At 62.2% G+C, this 14,842-nt stretch carries 18 protein-coding genes; 3 read left to right on the top strand and 15 right to left on the bottom strand.

What is annotated here, in order from left to right:
* Nucleotides 1-30 precede the first annotated feature (30 nt).
* The 7 genes from AC1RUR_RS11845 to AC1RUR_RS11815 form a co-directional block, all read right to left on the bottom strand.
* Nucleotides 31-795: a hypothetical protein gene (locus AC1RUR_RS11845; RefSeq protein WP_492844041.1), complete on the bottom strand. Its 765-nt coding sequence runs from the start codon at nt 793-795 to the stop codon at nt 31-33.
* A 1,255-nt stretch (nt 796-2,050) separates the two neighbouring features.
* On the bottom strand, nt 2,051-2,674 hold the full coding sequence (locus AC1RUR_RS11840) for an imm11 family protein (RefSeq protein ID WP_492844039.1): 624 nt from the start codon (nt 2,672-2,674) through the stop codon (nt 2,051-2,053).
* Nucleotides 2,655-3,365: an imm11 family protein gene (locus AC1RUR_RS11835; protein ID WP_492844037.1), complete on the bottom strand. Its 711-nt coding sequence runs from the start codon at nt 3,363-3,365 to the stop codon at nt 2,655-2,657. Before AC1RUR_RS11835 ends, AC1RUR_RS11840 begins: the two co-directional genes overlap by 20 nt.
* A 201-nt stretch (nt 3,366-3,566) precedes the next feature.
* Nucleotides 3,567-4,343, bottom strand: a complete 777-nt coding sequence (locus tag AC1RUR_RS11830; protein ID WP_492844035.1) for a DUF4261 domain-containing protein — start codon at nt 4,341-4,343, stop codon at nt 3,567-3,569.
* 358 nt (nt 4,344-4,701) lie between these two features.
* Nucleotides 4,702-4,959 carry a hypothetical protein gene (locus tag AC1RUR_RS11825; RefSeq protein ID WP_492844033.1) on the bottom strand — a complete coding sequence of 86 codons (258 nt, stop codon included), beginning with the start codon at nt 4,957-4,959 and terminating at the stop codon, nt 4,702-4,704.
* A 124-nt stretch (nt 4,960-5,083) separates the two neighbouring features.
* Nucleotides 5,084-5,332 (bottom strand): hypothetical protein, encoded by a 249-nt coding sequence (locus AC1RUR_RS11820; RefSeq protein ID WP_492844031.1) that lies wholly within the window; start codon nt 5,330-5,332, stop codon nt 5,084-5,086.
* 354 nt (nt 5,333-5,686) lie between these two features.
* On the bottom strand, nt 5,687-6,556 hold the full coding sequence (locus AC1RUR_RS11815; RefSeq protein WP_492844029.1) for a L,D-transpeptidase: 870 nt from the start codon (nt 6,554-6,556) through the stop codon (nt 5,687-5,689).
* A 268-nt stretch (nt 6,557-6,824) separates the two neighbouring features.
* Here AC1RUR_RS11815 and AC1RUR_RS11810 point away from each other — a divergent pair, with 268 nt between their 5' ends.
* Complete coding sequence (locus AC1RUR_RS11810; RefSeq protein WP_492844027.1) at nt 6,825-7,010, top strand: hypothetical protein; 186 nt, start codon at nt 6,825-6,827, stop codon at nt 7,008-7,010.
* 13 nt (nt 7,011-7,023) lie between these two features.
* Here AC1RUR_RS11810 and AC1RUR_RS11805 read toward each other — a convergent pair whose 3' ends face one another.
* From AC1RUR_RS11805 to AC1RUR_RS11790, 4 genes are all read right to left on the bottom strand, one after another.
* Nucleotides 7,024-7,173 (bottom strand): hypothetical protein, encoded by a 150-nt coding sequence (locus tag AC1RUR_RS11805; protein ID WP_492844025.1) that lies wholly within the window; start codon nt 7,171-7,173, stop codon nt 7,024-7,026.
* A gap of 17 nt (nt 7,174-7,190) precedes the next feature.
* Entirely contained in the window at nt 7,191-7,367 is a 177-nt protein-coding gene (locus tag AC1RUR_RS11800; RefSeq protein WP_492844023.1) for a DUF3606 domain-containing protein, read from the bottom strand.
* Nucleotides 7,303-7,626 carry a hypothetical protein gene (locus AC1RUR_RS11795; RefSeq protein ID WP_492844645.1) on the bottom strand — a complete coding sequence of 108 codons (324 nt, stop codon included), beginning with the start codon at nt 7,624-7,626 and terminating at the stop codon, nt 7,303-7,305. The genes AC1RUR_RS11800 and AC1RUR_RS11795 overlap by 65 nt, the downstream gene beginning before the upstream one ends.
* Nucleotides 7,627-7,787: 161 nt before the next feature.
* Entirely contained in the window at nt 7,788-8,459 is a 672-nt protein-coding gene (locus AC1RUR_RS11790; RefSeq protein WP_492844021.1) for a phytanoyl-CoA dioxygenase family protein, read from the bottom strand.
* A gap of 345 nt (nt 8,460-8,804) precedes the next feature.
* Here AC1RUR_RS11790 and AC1RUR_RS11785 point away from each other — a divergent pair, with 345 nt between their 5' ends.
* Both AC1RUR_RS11785 and AC1RUR_RS11780 read left to right on the top strand, forming a co-directional pair.
* Nucleotides 8,805-10,094 carry an NRAMP family divalent metal transporter gene (locus AC1RUR_RS11785; RefSeq protein ID WP_492844019.1) on the top strand — a complete coding sequence of 430 codons (1,290 nt, stop codon included), beginning with the start codon at nt 8,805-8,807 and terminating at the stop codon, nt 10,092-10,094.
* A gap of 142 nt (nt 10,095-10,236) precedes the next feature.
* A complete protein-coding gene (locus AC1RUR_RS11780; RefSeq protein WP_492844017.1) occupies nt 10,237-11,451 on the top strand; it encodes a mandelate racemase/muconate lactonizing enzyme family protein in 1,215 nt (404 codons plus the stop codon).
* 5 nt (nt 11,452-11,456) lie between these two features.
* Here the strand turns inward: AC1RUR_RS11780 and AC1RUR_RS11775 are convergent, their stop codons facing one another.
* The 4 genes from AC1RUR_RS11775 to rocF form a co-directional block, all read right to left on the bottom strand.
* Nucleotides 11,457-11,735 (bottom strand): hypothetical protein, encoded by a 279-nt coding sequence (locus AC1RUR_RS11775; RefSeq protein ID WP_492844015.1) that lies wholly within the window; start codon nt 11,733-11,735, stop codon nt 11,457-11,459.
* A gap of 114 nt (nt 11,736-11,849) precedes the next feature.
* Nucleotides 11,850-12,392, bottom strand: coding sequence for a c-type cytochrome (locus tag AC1RUR_RS11770; protein WP_492844013.1), 543 nt, complete (start codon nt 12,390-12,392; stop codon nt 11,850-11,852).
* Nucleotides 12,379-13,647, bottom strand: coding sequence for a sulfite dehydrogenase (gene soxC / locus AC1RUR_RS11765; RefSeq protein WP_492844011.1), 1,269 nt, complete (start codon nt 13,645-13,647; stop codon nt 12,379-12,381). The genes AC1RUR_RS11770 and soxC overlap by 14 nt, the downstream gene beginning before the upstream one ends.
* Before the next feature lie 164 nt (nt 13,648-13,811).
* On the bottom strand, nt 13,812-14,789 hold the full coding sequence (rocF, locus tag AC1RUR_RS11760) for an arginase (protein WP_492844009.1): 978 nt from the start codon (nt 14,787-14,789) through the stop codon (nt 13,812-13,814).
* Nucleotides 14,790-14,842: the final 53 nt, after the last annotated feature.

The raw sequence follows: 14,842 nt of genomic DNA, 5'->3' as shown, positions 1-14,842 counted from the left end.
AGCCGAGTTCGCTGAACCGGCAGCACGCCGTCACTCCTGTCGAAGCAGCGGCTGGATCCAGCGAGAGAACCATTCATTAGCATCGTTTCGTGCATCGCCCGGATTGTCCAATCCAAAGATCGGCGGTGGAACGATATGACTTGGCTCGTCAGCGAATGCACCTATCGGCATGCTCGGCTGCTGTGGCCCCCCTTCGGTCGGCATGCTCCAATTGCCAAATCGGTTGCTGAATTCGGAGGGAGGGAGATATGGGATCGGCGCAATGCCAGACGTGAACACGCTGCCCGCATTCGACGTGTTCACGCGAGTGAGACGCCGAACCTCTTCGGGCGCAGCGGCTCCCGCAACGGAAGCAGCCGGCGCGCCATAAGCGCTCGATGGCTGCGCAAACGTGGTAGCGGCCGAAGTTCCTGGCCAGTCGCCAAAACGATCAGAAATATTGGCGGCACGCATCGATCCCTGATCGATCGGTTTGTTCACTGCCTGCGGCGCGCCGGATCGAGGCCCGAGCAACTGGCCATCCTTGCTCGCGCTCGACGTGTCGTCCGGATTGAACGGATTGTAGGGAGGCACGCCTGTGCCAAAGACCCCCTCGCCAAAATTCTTCGTTGATCCCGCATGAGCAGGTGAGCCTGCCGTGGCGCCTGCTGCGCCTAAAGCGCCCAACAGCCCTGACCAGACCGACGGTAGCGCCAATAGCTCGGGGGCGGCCATCGCCGCCGCGAATATTGCCATTCCGTAGAGAGGGGACGGATCGGCCGGATCGCGAGGCATGTCGTATGGGTTCGGTCCCATCCTGGGCGATCCATCCGACATGAAACTCTGTCGGCCAGTTTCCGGGTCGAATTGAATAATTTGAGGCACCGGTGGCCGCCGCAGTGCTGGGAGGCGGCTGTCCGATCCGTTGCCAATCTGGATCGAGCGCAGGAAATCCGCGCAATCCATAAGTCAGGAGCGGATTGCTCGGCCTGAACCCTTCCGCTTGGTTCAAATCACCAAGCGAAGGTGGAATGAAGCCGGGCAGTCGGGTATCGACAAAGGATGGGACCAATCCTGGAAGCGCAGGAACGGGACCAATCGCAGTAAAGTGTCGGGAGATGGGAGATCCTTTTGGGAATCGATTCAAGATATCGATCCGATCTTTGAGACTGAGGGAGCTGGTCGGAGAAAGAAGCGGCCAGTGTAGGGCACCGTCCCATTGTCCAGAAGCACTCAGCTGGTCGACGTTATCCTGCATCTCCTGAATCTGCGCTTCATTGTCCTCGGCATACTTCCTCCAATTTTCAAACCATTTCCTGTTCGCCTCGTTTGCCTCTTCGGACGTCATTCCCGTTGGGGTGTTAGGAAACAGATGGCCATTCGCCTGCGCGTACTTGGCGGCGGCCACAAGCCTGTTCAGATCGGAAGCGATCTCGTCTGACGCCCATTGACGGCCAGTCAGAGCTGCATCGAACCTTGTTGATGTCGCAACATTCTCGAGATAATCGCGGAACCCGTTGTAATACGTTCCGAGATGCCCTCCCGTGTGCGGGCTCGACTCCAGCGTGTCCGCAATGCCCTGCCTGGATGGCAGGGCCATCCGATTTTTGATCGCATCGACATTGAACCGATCGGCTAGAAACCGGAGGACCCGGTGGCCTGAGAGATGCTGCGGCAAGACGTGATGGATTGGAAACATGCGACCGCTACCTTCTGGCGCACGCCGGCATCCGAGCTGATCGTGATCTCAGCCGGCGATTCTGATGCGAAATGTTTGGTGGGGTCGGCCAGCAGCGATGAGAGCCGGCCTCATTATCTGCGCGCTACACATCAATTCAGCCGCGCTGGCAGCGTCGCCGCTCAGTTGGCAGCATTTCAACGTCAGCGTCTTAAGCCGGCATCAGGACGCCAGCCTTCCGAACGAAATGAAATTGCGGTTCTCGTCCCTCTGTGCCGACTTCCGTACAGAAGGCTTCGAGGCGAGATATTTGCTGACGGACCCACGAATGGCCGCAGCCGGCAAAACCTTAGGCGAACCTCAACATGAAAAGATTACGGTCGAGCAGCCTTGTCAATATTTGGAGGGATCACTGAAGCCTACGCCTCTCAGACCGGCGGCTTTACAGGCGTCCTTCATGACTTGATCGCAGATGATGTTCCAATCCATGAAGCGCGGCCTGAAAATATGAGCTGGGCCGATAGCCTCCTCTCTAAAGACAAAGCTGGATCTCGCCATCGGATCATACCTCCTGTACTCTGTTCCATCCTCCAAAATCTTAACGCACGACTCTTCCTCGTTGATGGCGTCGAGCACGCGCACGACATCGCAAAGCCAATAGACTTGAGCCGCATTTCGGCCCAGGGTCCGCGTTTCGCACTTCAGGAAGGCGACGCCTTCTCGATCCACGGTTTCGAGGACATTTTTCATCCGATCGGATACGAGCCAAAAGTCGTGAAAGAGCTCCCAATCGACGGGATCCCGGCCGAGAGACCTATCGATGAGTATTCGTAGCGGTTCGGAGAGCGGAGGAAAGCGCCGCTCACTCCGCGGCGAAAGCAGCACGCGGCCTCCGTTCAGGGCGGTGGTCAAATTCTCCACCTCTAGACCAGGGCGCGTATGGACTCTGTAATATACGGAGTAGAATTTCGGCGCCTTCGGCTTTCGCGAGCGCTTCTCAGTGAGGGGTGCGGTCATGGCCTATCGCTCTCTCCACGCATCCGATCTCGCTTCCCTCTGCGACATCGCGCTGCCAGCGCCCCTTCAAGACGTCTCGAAACCATATTCCCTTGAGACCCGCTGACTTGCAGGCGTCCTTCAGCTCTTGATCGCATATGACGGTCGCCTCGCTATGAGCCATGCGAAAGATATGCGCTTCGCCGATTGCAGACTCCGTAAAGACCAGTTTTGATCTCGTCATGATCAAGTAGATCTTCTTCCCAAAATTGAAGGAGCGAGTATTGTCTTCAATTTTGATGGTCAAACGCGATTGCGCTTCATCAAGCGCGTCGAAGACGCGAACAACGTCGCAGAGCCAATAGTCCGGCCCGTGGTAGCTACCATGCGGAACTCGCACACCGCATGGCACAAACACGAAGGCCTCCGGATCAAGCCGCTCCAATACTGCCTTGGTCCGCTCCGAAATGAGCCACCAGCCGTAGTAAGGCTCCAGGTCATACGGCAAACTGCCTACCGATTCGTCAAACACGAAAGGTGCAGGCGCCGTAGCAGCCGGCAGACGGCTTACCTCGTAGGGAGGGAGGATACTTTCGTCCTCCAGCCGATAGCCCGGCCCACCTCCCACAGTGTAGTCGGGACCCATTTCGTAATAGCGGCGCTCTCGCGCTCGTGGTCGTTTCGCAATGGACACTTTCCTCTCGTCACCCATGACTGCGTCCCATCGAACATCGCGCCTGTCGTCACTGCATGTAGCGAACCAATATCAACGTCCCAACAATAAAGCCCGCGGCATCGCGCGGGCTTCATCCAAATTCGTCTCGATGATGCCATTCTGCCAGTGTTTTGCCCGACGCGTCAACGATCGATTCTGAGCGCGACGCACGCAACGCGCTCCGCATATCATCACACGTCATTCCACCGAATTGTCGGCACAGAAAAACACGGGCAAGCCACCGAACTCATCGGAGTTCTTATAACAAACCGTGAAGCGCTCGCGCGCGTCACCACCAAACGTATCGCCGTCTTTGACCACAAGTCCGTGCTCAATCAGATAGGCGGCAAGACCGGCCACCTTGTCCAGCAACGCTGCAAGCATCAGCTTGTGGGTCTCAAACTGAATTTCACGGTCGACAAATGCCGACAGCCCCATTGTCACCGTGCCGATGCCCGCTTCGGAGCGGAACGGCAGCATGTCGATCCATAGTGTGAAAGGATAGTCGGGAAACGGCGCAAACGATCGGCTGGACATGTCCAGCCACAGATCGGCGGGTCGCGCGACCATGCCATTCCAGACCACGGCGCAGCATTGCGGCATGGTCGCAATCAACGCCCCGATGACAGCAGTCATCAGGCGGGCTGTAGGCAACGGTCGCTGATTTTGGCCGAGCACCGAAACGATCAGATGCCCTCGGTGCCGCGCCGCAACGGCCTTGCACTGCGGCCATGTCGTGGCAGCACGCGACCACAAGCCGGGATCCTCGGGAATAGGCGCCGGCATCGACATTACCGTAACAAATTCGTTGCCGCATCGAATGAGCGGAGAATCTTGGCGAGCGCCGCCCTCTCCGCCTCCTGCCACCTCGATCGGCAGTTCGGGATGCCGCGCGCGAATAGCTTTTACAACTGCGATCATGTCCGGATTTGCAGGCGTTTCCAGCAAGATCAGGGCAAGAAGAGACTTACTCATCGGCCATCACCCAAAATGCTCTAAGGCAAAAATGCAATTCGCCCATAGGTAGAGGTTTTGCCTGATATAGAACAAATCAAGAACAATGTCAATCTGCGCTTGCCCTGCGCTTCAGCTCACGACCGAAATGGACCCAATAATCCGCACGCGAAGCTGAGCAACAGGGAGAAGTCCGTTAGGACATGCCTTCATTCGGGTCGATCGCGAAATCCTCTCCAAAGGAGAGTTCGGCATCTCCGGAAACAAGAAGCCCGCGGCGGATTGCTCCGCGCGGGCTGAACCAAACTCTCTTGGATGATGTCATTCTGCCAGTGTTTTGCCCGACGAGTCAAACCTTGTGTCGCGCGACAGCCGCCCACTACGCCGCCCGCGACAACTCCGGCGCCCGCTCGACCCGTCCCTGCAACATGGCAATCGAAGTCCGCAGATTATCCCTGCGCGCCCGCAGCGTCAGGGCCAGCATGGAATAGGCGGCACTGCCGGGGTCGGCATTCCCGGTGGCGCGCTCCTCTTCCAGGATGTCGCCCTCGAGCATCTGGATCCGCCAGTGCAGGTCGGAAATCAGCGCGTGGAGCTTCAGGGACGCGGTCGCTTCGAAACGGGACGTTGCTTGCATGGGATCGCCTCAATCTGGATCAGCCCGAATGGCGGGCCGGGATTAAGACGTCGTGCAGCAAGAGGGATGCCAAGCCAGCGCTCGAGGCTCTTCGAATGAACGAGAGCGACAGGGGAACCCTCCCTCACTCCTCCGCCAGCTTCCGCTCGATATAGGCGTCCACCGTCTCCGCGAACGAGCGCTGCACGCCGACCGCAACACCGTATTGGTCGAGCGCATCGCGCTGGAGCACGCGAAGGCCGCGCCCGCGAGCGCTGACCGGCGCCGTGTTCAGATATTGATCGATGGCGCACTTGGCGATCGGGATGGCCTTCGGATCTCCCCTCGCGATCAAGAGGCGCAAGAGGCTCTGGCATTCGGCCAAGCCGGGCATGGGATCGGCGCCTTCAGCCTTGCCGCGATTTCGGCTTCGGCCGCTTGACCGGCTGGGTGTGGGTGCCGAACAGCATCAGCAAAAACGCGACTTCTTCCTTCGAACCGATCTGGATCATGATTGTCTCCTTTTCGCTTGGTTGGTCGAGGCCGGCGGGCAAGGCGTTCAGGACAATCGGGTTTCAGGATTGTTTCAGGCGTGTTTCGTCGACGCCGCCACGTTGCAAACGGCCGTTTGGAGGCAAAGCGGACATCCGCCCGTGGGTCACCTCCGCGAGGCGCACGGAATTCGACGTCGATGCCTGCTCGCTCGATATCAATGAGCCACGAGCTGACGTCAAAGCGACGAACTGAGTTACTGGACCTCGGCTATCTTCGGTCCGGATGACGGCATCTGCGCGTTGGTTGCCGAGGGCCGGCTCGACGGCGATGCCGGGTCCGGCGATCGCAACGCCGCGTCGGGCGGCACTCCCTGGGATGGCCTGCGGTTGGCGGTTGCCGGAAGCACGATCACTTTCGCGCCGACTTTCACCCGCTCATACAGGTCCACGACGTCCTCGTTGGTCAGCCGGATGCAGCCGGACGAGACCCGCTTCCCGATCGTATCGGGCTTGTTGGTGCCGTGAATTCGATATTCGGTCTCGCCCAGATACATCGCCCGGGCGCCGAGCGGGTTGCCGGGTCCGCCTGCCATGAACCGCGGCAGATAAGGCTGACGCGAGACCATCTCCGCAGGCGGGCGCCAATCCGGCCATTCTGCCTTGCGAGCCACGGTCTGCTCGCCGGACCATGCGAAACCTTCGCGGCCAACACCGATGCCGTAGCGCATCGCTTGCGCGTCGTTCAGGACGAGATAGAGGAACGTGTTCTTGGTATCGATGATCACGGTGCCCGGCGTCTGGCGGCTGGCGTAGTCAACCACCTGCCGGACAAGCACTCCGGGACCGTCAGCATCGACTTTTGGTGGTTCGACCAGAGGCGCTGGGGCCGGAATTGGAGCCGGAGCTGGAGCCGGCGCCGATGCGTGAACCGGAGTTGCCACGTAAACCGGAGTTGACGACGCCTGAGCCTGGGGTGCGGACGGCTTCCGGATCGGTTGCACGCTCGCCGGGCGGGACAGCAAGCCGTACCCCAATGCGGCGACGGCCACGGCGCCAATTGCAACGCGCGCGGCCATTGGCAGTGCAAGCGTCTCCGCCTTTCCACGTTTGGCCCGCTTGCTCATCTCTTTCCCCAGGTCACCATGCCCCAAAGAGGTACCCAGCAAGCTTTAAGAAACTTCGAAGCAATCCCGCTCGGACTGGAACCGTTGGACGTGGTTAACGCCAACCCGACGCACTTCGTCATCGCGGAACAAGTCGAGGTCTGAATCGCCCGACGGAGCAACTTTATTCAAATTCGGCAAATCGGATTCGGCGGAATGAAATTTGTTCGCGTCAGGCTGGGACATGCCCCCGGTAGGGCACAACCGGAAAGGTTCGGAGAGATCGTCGATGTACTACGTCGCCGCCGCATTGCTGGTGTTGTCGGGACTGTTCTATTCCGCCGGCCATCACGAGCTCGGCCAGTTCGGCGCGGACGTGTGCCGCTACGGCGGCGCGTTCTGCGACAATCCGGTGGTCGTCTTCACCGGCGCGGCACTGGCCGCGGCCTGGGGCATGTTCGTCAGCATCAAGTAGCCGAACGCGCAGTTCAGGTCTCGTTGTTCTCATAGCGCTCGCGCACGATGCTGTCGGCGACGTGCCGTTCGGCGCGGCTGCGGGTGCGGTTGCGCAGCACGCCATAGATCAGTGCCACCAGCAGGACGAAGGCGCCGATGAAGAAGACTGCTTCCAGGCCCATGATACCCTCCGGTTGTATCAGCTACCTGCGAGTTCCTTGCGGACGGCCGCGGCCGAACTGCCGACCTTGTCGACGGCCTTTTGCAGCGCCTCCTTCGACACGCCGAGCGCATGGGTCCAGTATTTGACCTCAAAGGCCTCGTTCATGTTGATCTTGCTGCGGTCCGGCTGCTCGCGCCTGGTCAGATTGTCCATCGGCCAATTCCTCGCTTCCTGAAACGGGAAACGTCGTGATCGGCGGGCCGTTCCTAAATCCGGCGGCTTGCGCCACCAGCTTGCCGGGCCTCGCGGCGGCCGCCTCCTTGACGAGGGCCGAGATCGAATTGCCCGACTTGCGAAGGGCATCGGCGAACTGATCGGGCGACAGCTTGAGGCGCTTGCGCAGGGTCTTGACCTGCAGCTTGTCGCTCAGGTCGAGCGAATTGCGACAATAGACCGGCTTGTGCCTCTTCATGTAAATCTCCGCTGGTGAGGGGGATGGGGCCGGACCGCGACAGGGCGGACATGACGCCGCCGTCGTCGCGATGGTGACTGTCCCGCTCCTTGCGAAGATTCCGTCGCCGCGGAGTCAACATGCGCGACGAGGCGACGTTCCTCCGCATCCGGAATTATCGCTCACGCGCGGACAAACACCTCGCTGGTGTCCATGCGCACGTTGCGGACGGCCCGGCAGGCCTCCATGGTCGCCCGATCGCCTTCCCGCATGAAGCCCAGCAACAGCGAACGTCGCCGCGCGCCGGAGCGGTTGCAGGTCGCCCCATGCGGCAGATCGGCGTCGAAAACCAGGATGTCCCCCGCCTCGCCGGCCGTGATGAGCGACAGGGCCTCGTCGGGCGCTCCGCGGTCGAGACGACGCGGGACCACACGCGTGGCGCCATTGTCCGCCCCATAGGCATCGAGGAAGACCAGGGCGGCGACGGCCTTCATGCCTGCGCCATCGCGATGCAGGGGCTGGTGACCGCCATCCTTTAACGGCTCGCGTCCCTCGACCTGGGAGAGAAAGAACGGACCGCCCAGCATCTGCGCGCCTGCCGCCAGCAACGGCGGCAAGCGGCAGGTCCGCTGCACCGTCGGATCCAGATCGACGAGCGCGTGGCGCCAGCCGGCGCCTCTGGGGGCAGCCCACTGGTCGCCGGTCCCCACGCCGGAATCGAAGGCGGCGCGCAACGCATCGCGCCAGGCCGCAGGCACGGCGCCGCGCAGCAGCAGATAACCGTCACGCTCCAGCGCGGCAGCTTGCGCCGCCGCGAGGGGAGCGACCTTCGTGGGCGTCAGGCAATGGCTCATGAGGCTCCCTACAACCAGAGCGTGCCGTTCGCAAGAGCCCCGCACGTCACGGCAAGTGAGCGTGCCGGTCCGGACCGGTTTTGAAGAGGAGCAGGACGAGCGCAAACAAAGGGCCCGCGACCGGTACCGGCACGGGCGCGACAGGTTTTGCGATACAGGTCTTGCGATGATGCAGTTCTACAGGTGTTTTGCCCGACGAGTCAAACGGATTTAGTATAATCGGAAATCGATCGGGAGGTCGCCCGCCCCCGCCCTGGCCCAGGAACTTCCGTTTCCCCGCGGCATTGCTGTTCCGGACTTCGCCCTTCCGAAAAACGGTACGCCGGGAAAGATCGAGCCCCTTTCATGACCGACAGCACCTTCGCCCCGACGAAATCCGCGCCGACATTGCTGCAAAGGCTGGGGCCGGGCCTCGTCACCGGGGCGGCCGACGACGATCCCTCGGGCATCGCCACTTATTCGCAGGCCGGTGCGCAATTCGGCTACGGGCTGCTCTGGACGGTGTTTCTGACCACGCCGTTCATGATCGCCATTCAGCTCGTCAGCGCGCAGATCGGCCGCGTCACCGGAAAAGGGCTTGCCGCCAACGTGATGCGGATCGCGCCGCGCTGGGCGGTGCTGGCGCTGGTCTTCATGCTCGTCGCCGCGAACACGTTCAACATCGCCGCCGACATCGCCGCGATGGCCGAGGCGCTCTCGCTCGTCATCGGCGGACTCAACCACGAGCACGCGCTGATCTTCGCGGCGGGCTCGACCCTGCTCCAGGTGTTCGTGCCCTATCGCCGCTATTCGCCGGTGCTGAAATGCCTCACTTTGGCGCTGTTCGCCTATGTCGCAACCGCCTTCACCGTGAAGATTCCGTGGGGCACCGCGCTGCTCGCCGCAGTGTGGCCGAAGGCGAATGTCGGCACCGACTATTTCATGATGGTGGTCGCCGTGCTCGGCACCACCATCAGCCCCTACCTCTTCTTCTGGCAGGCCTCGCAGGAGGTCGAGGAGATGAACCAGGGCAAGCGCGACCGGCCGCTGCGCGAGAAGACGCGGCAGGGCGGCGCCCCCGAAATCGCCCGCATCAGGGCCGACACCACGCTCGGTATGCTGCTGTCGAACGGCATCGCCTTCTTCATCATCCTGACCACGGCCTCGGTGCTGCACGCCAACGGCATCACCAACATCAATTCGGCGACGGAGGCTGCCGAAGCGCTGCGGCCGCTCGCCGGCGACTTCACCTTCGCGCTGTTCGCGCTCGGCATCATCGGCACGGGCCTGCTCGCGATCCCGGTGCTGGCGGGCTCGGCAGCTTACGGCGTCGCGGAGATTTTCGGCTGGCGTGCCACGCTCGAGGCAAAGCCCGACGAGGCCGCCGGCTTCTACACCATCATCGCGGCCGCGACCGCGATTGGCTTCGGGCTCGGCTTCACCGGGATCGACTCGATCCACATGCTGGTCTGGAGCGCCGTGCTCAACGGCATCGTCGCCGTTCCAATCATGGCGATGATGATGCTGATCGTCTCGAGCCGGGCGATCATGGGCCGCTTCAGGGCCCGGTCATGGCTGGTCGCGCTGGGCTGGCTCGGCACCGCGCTGATGGCGCTGGCCGTCCTCGCCCTGCTCGGCGCATCGGTGATCGGCTGAGGCAAGCGCTGCTTCGGACGCGCTCCCGCGTTGCATCGCTGCGCCCTTCCCGCCGCCTCGCGCTTGGCTTAACAATGCGCTCCGGGCCCGGCTTGAGATCGGGCCACAAAAAAGAAGCCGGGCCGGGCGAGTAGGGAGCGACATGACCAAATCGTCAAGAGCAACAAGCCTTGAAATCCTTGCCTGCGATGCCGGCTGGAGAAATTACCACTTCGTCAAGCTGACGACTGAAGACGGCATCGTCGGCTGGAGCGAGTTCGATGAAGGCTTTGGCTCGCCCGGCGTTGGCGCTGCAATCCAGCGCCTGTCCGCCCGCGTCATCGGGCAGAATGTGTTCCAGCACGAGCGCATCTTTGCCGAATTGTTCGCAGCCACCCGCCCTGCGGCCGGCGGCGTCGTGGCCCAGGCGCTCGGGGCGATCGAGAACGCGCTGCTCGACGCGAAGGCGAAGTCTCTCGGCGTCCCCTGCTATGAGCTGCTCGGCGGCAAGATCCGCGACCGTGTCCGGGTCTACTGGTCGCACTGCGCCACTTGGCGCATCAATCATCCGTCCTGGTACAAGCCGCCGATCGAAAGTCTCGACGGCGTCAAGGCGATGGGTCGCGAGGTGCGCGAGAAGAAGTTCACGGCGCTCAAGACCAACATCTTTTCCTACGACGACGGCAAGCCGACCGGCTGGCGGCCCGGATTCGGCTCGCCTTTCGCACCCGAGATCAACGTCGACCGCAAAACCCTGCGCGACCTGCGCAGGCACCTCGAGGCAATTCGCGACGGCGCAGGCCCTGACGTCGACATCCTGCTCGACTGCAACTTCAACGCCAAGACCGAAGGCTACCTGAAGATCCTGCGCACCATCGCGGACCTCGACATGTTCTGGATCGAGATCGACAGCTTCAATCCGGAAGCGCTCGGCTACATCCGCAGGCAGAGCCCCCATCCGATCTCATCCTGCGAGACGCTGCTGGGCTTGCGCGAATTCCTGCCCTATTTCCACGAGCAGGCGATGGACGTCGCAATCATCGACACGCCCTGGAACGGCGTCTGGCAGTCAATGAAGATCGCGGCCGCCGCGGAAGCGTTCGAGGTCAACGTCGCGCCGCATAATTTCTATGGCCATCTCTGCTCGATGATGAACGCGCATTTCTGCGCCGCCGTGCCGAACCTGCGCATCATGGAGATCGACATCGATCGCCTCCCCTGGGACCACGAGTTGTTCACGCACGAGCCGGACGTCCAGAACGGGCATTTGATCATCCCGGACCGGCCCGGCTGGGGTACTGAGCCGAACGAGGAGGCGCTGCGCGCACATCCGCCCAGGACGAGCGGTGGGCTCCTCAACTATGGTCGCAAGGGCTGACGGGGCTATGGCGTCACGGGATTGACGGTCGGGGACGTCTTCGGCCGATCCGGCTCGACCGGTGATTTCGGTTCGGTGGCAAGCACCTTGGCGCCGGCAGCGTGTGCGGCCTCGCCCGTATTTGCGTACATCGCGACATGAGCCGGCTGGGTCTTGGCCCGGCTCCACGGCCCATGATCGACGATCAGCATCGCAGCAATCGTCAAGGCGGCTACGATCAACGCAATCACGCCGGGATGGCGAAGCGCCGAGGACATGGAGTTTGCGAAGCGATCAGTTGGCATCGAAGGATCCGTATCTTTTCCTCTCGCGGGTCAATTCAAATACGTCCCGTGAGTTCCATCCCTCGCTTAGGCAAATTCCGAGCCAATGCACGGAACTTGATCATCACGATACGTTCATCTCTTCACGTCCGGACGTGCATCGCCGACGAACTTGTCACGATTTGGCATTTTCACGGCAGCAAGCGATTTCGCATCGAGCGTCGCATCCGCTCCCACCAGCCCATTCAAGTTCAGGACATAGGCGGACACCGCGTAGACGTCCTCGTCGCTCAGCGATTGCGGCGCGTTCTGCGGCATGGCACGGCGGATGTAGTCGAACAATGTCGGTGCATAAGGCCAATAGCTGCCGACGGTGCGGATCGGCTTGGGCGTTCCGATCGTGCCCTGACCTCCGGCGAGCCGGTCACCCAGTCCGCCCTCGCCCTTCTCGCCGTGACACGAGGCGCATTGTTGGGCGAACACTTCACGGCCGTGGCTGACTGACCCGCTCCCCTTCGGCAGATTGCTGCCGTCGCGTCCGATATCGATATTCCAACCCGCGATCTCGGCGGGCGTCGCTGGCCGGCCGATGCCGTAGGGACTTTGCGCCCGCGCTCCGTGCGCGAAGGCATACAACATGATTGCGAAGGCGATGCCGCAAGTCTCACGCCAGCGCATTGGTCACCTCACCGTCTGCCGCGATGCGCCAGGGCCAGATCGCGTTGTTGTGGTAGAAATAATTCTCGCCACGCACCGCGAGCAGTTCGGCCAGCGTCGGCTGCACATAGCCGGTCTCGTCAATGGCGCGGCTCTGGATCACAGCGGCCTTGCCGTCCCACTGCCAGGGCAGACGGAAGCGCGTCAAGGCACGTGTCAGCACCGGCTCTTGGAGTCGCGCGTCCTGCCAGGTCTTTCCGTCATCGACGGACACTTCGACGCGCGCGATCTTGCCGTGCCCGCTCCAGGCGATGCCGCTGATCTCGTGGAAGCCGGAGGCGTTCAGACGCTGACCGCCCGAGGGGCGCGTGATGATCGACTTCGCTTCCATGTAAAAGGAGAATTCACGCGCCGTGCCATCGGGCAGCAGGTCGGTGTATTTCGAGGTCTCCTCGCGCGAATAGATGGGCTCTGCGGTCACATGCAGGCGGCGCAGCCATTTCACGCTCATATTGCCTTCGAAGCCCGGCAGGAACAGCCGCAGCGGATAGCCCTGCTGCGGACGCAGCCGCTCGCCGTTCTGGCTGTAAACCAGCATGGCGTCCTCGAGGCACTTCTCGATCGGAATGCTGCGTGTCAGCGCGGCCGCGTCGGCACCTTCGGCGACCACCCATTTGGCGTCGGGCTTCACCCCTGCCTCCTGAAGCACCAGCTTCAGGCTCACGCCAGTCCACTCGGCGCAACTCACAAGACCCACGAGGTCCGATGCCGTCTTGCCATAGGGCTTGCCATAGCCGGGATTGCCGGAGCATTCGAGAAAGTGGATACGCGACTCCGAGGGGAAGCGCCTGAGATCGTCGACGGTGAAGATCAGAGGGCGCTCGACCAGACCGTGAAGCATCAGCCGGTGCTGCGCAGGATCTATGGCCGGAACGCCGCCATGATGCCGCTCGTAGAACAACCCGTTCGGCGTGATGATGCCATCGAGCTCCTGCAAGGGCGAACGGCTGGACGCTGAGATGTACTGCTTGAGCGTCTTCGAGATGTTCCTGACGACGCCCTTCTCGAATGGCGATGGCGTGCCATAGAGCTGGCCTCCCGTCGGCTCGCCCGGCGACTTCATCCATTCGGGAACATTGGGCGGAAGGTTGTCGGTCCCGGCAGCAGCAGCGCCCGCACCGACAACGGCGCCTCCGAGCGCTGCCGTGCCAGCTGTCAGAAAGCGCCGGCGTGTGGCCGTCACGGGCTTATCGTCGGAACGTATCGTGCTGCTCATTGTGGGCCCTCGGCTGGCGCTGAGCCCGCATCAAACAGTCCGACGGCCGCATTTGCAATTCGTTGTCATTTCAAAAGCAGGCGATTTCCATCAGGGCCGATCTAAATCGGCAGGCCGCAAGAGCAGTTCCTTCCCTTGCAGCGCACAAGCGCCGCCCGCCCGGTTCACTCGCCCGGAGCGATCGCGTTGCTTGGCGTCGGGCGATCGGTGATCTGCTGCCCGAACAGGCTGCCGATCAACTCGACCGCGGTGCGCGCGGTGCGGCCGCGCTCGTCCAGGAATGGATTGAGTTCGACGATGTCGACCGATCCCACCGCGCCGGAATCGTGCAGCAGCTCCATGATCAGGTGCGCCTCGCGATAGGTCGCCCCACCCGGCACCGTCGTGCCAACGCCGGGCGCCACGCAGGGGTCGAGAAAATCGACGTCGAAGCTGACATGCAGCACGCCATTGCTCGCCTTCACGCGCTCGATGACGCGGCGGATCAGCACGGCGACGCCGAACTCGTCGATCTGGCGCATGTCGACAACCCTGATCCGGCGCGCGCGCATCAATTCCTTTTCGAGCTTGTCGATCGAACGCGCGCCGAACAGATCGAGCCTGTCAGGATCGATCGACGCCCGCGGCTCATCGCCAAGCAGGCCATCGAGGCCCGGCTCGCCGCACAGGAACGCCGCCGACATGCCGTGCATGTTGGCCGTGATGGTCGTCTCCGGCGTGTTGTAATCGGCGTGCGCATCGAGCCAGAGCACGAACAGCTCCCGCCCGCGCTCCTGCCAGTGGCGCGCCATGGCGTTGACCGAGCCCATTGACAACGTATGATCGCCGCCGAGGAAGATCGGAAGCGCGCCGGTTTTCGCGATCTCATAGCCTCTGCGGCTCAGCACGCGGGTCCAGCGCTGGATTTCGCGGTAATGATTGGCTTTTTCGGGCGGCCTGTCGGCGAGGTCCGTGACCTCGGCCGCGGAGAGATCGCCGTAATCGACGACTTCAAGATCCAGGCTCTCGAGCAGTGTCGCAAGGCCCGCGGTGCGCAGCGCCGCAGGGCCCATCAGGGTGCCACGCTGTGAGGCTCCCATGTCGATGGGGGCGCCGAGCAAGGCGATGCGCCGGGCTCGATCCCTCATGGTCCGATCGGTCACGGCCGTCTCCTGAGATCAGAAAGATTGAGCGAGCCTAACAGAGATTCGCACCC

The sequence above is a fragment of the Bradyrhizobium sp. GW821-FHT12B03 genome (assembly GCF_058807535.1).
The sequence above is the reverse complement of the archived record's forward strand: the minus strand, read 5'-3'. Positions and strand labels throughout refer to the sequence as shown.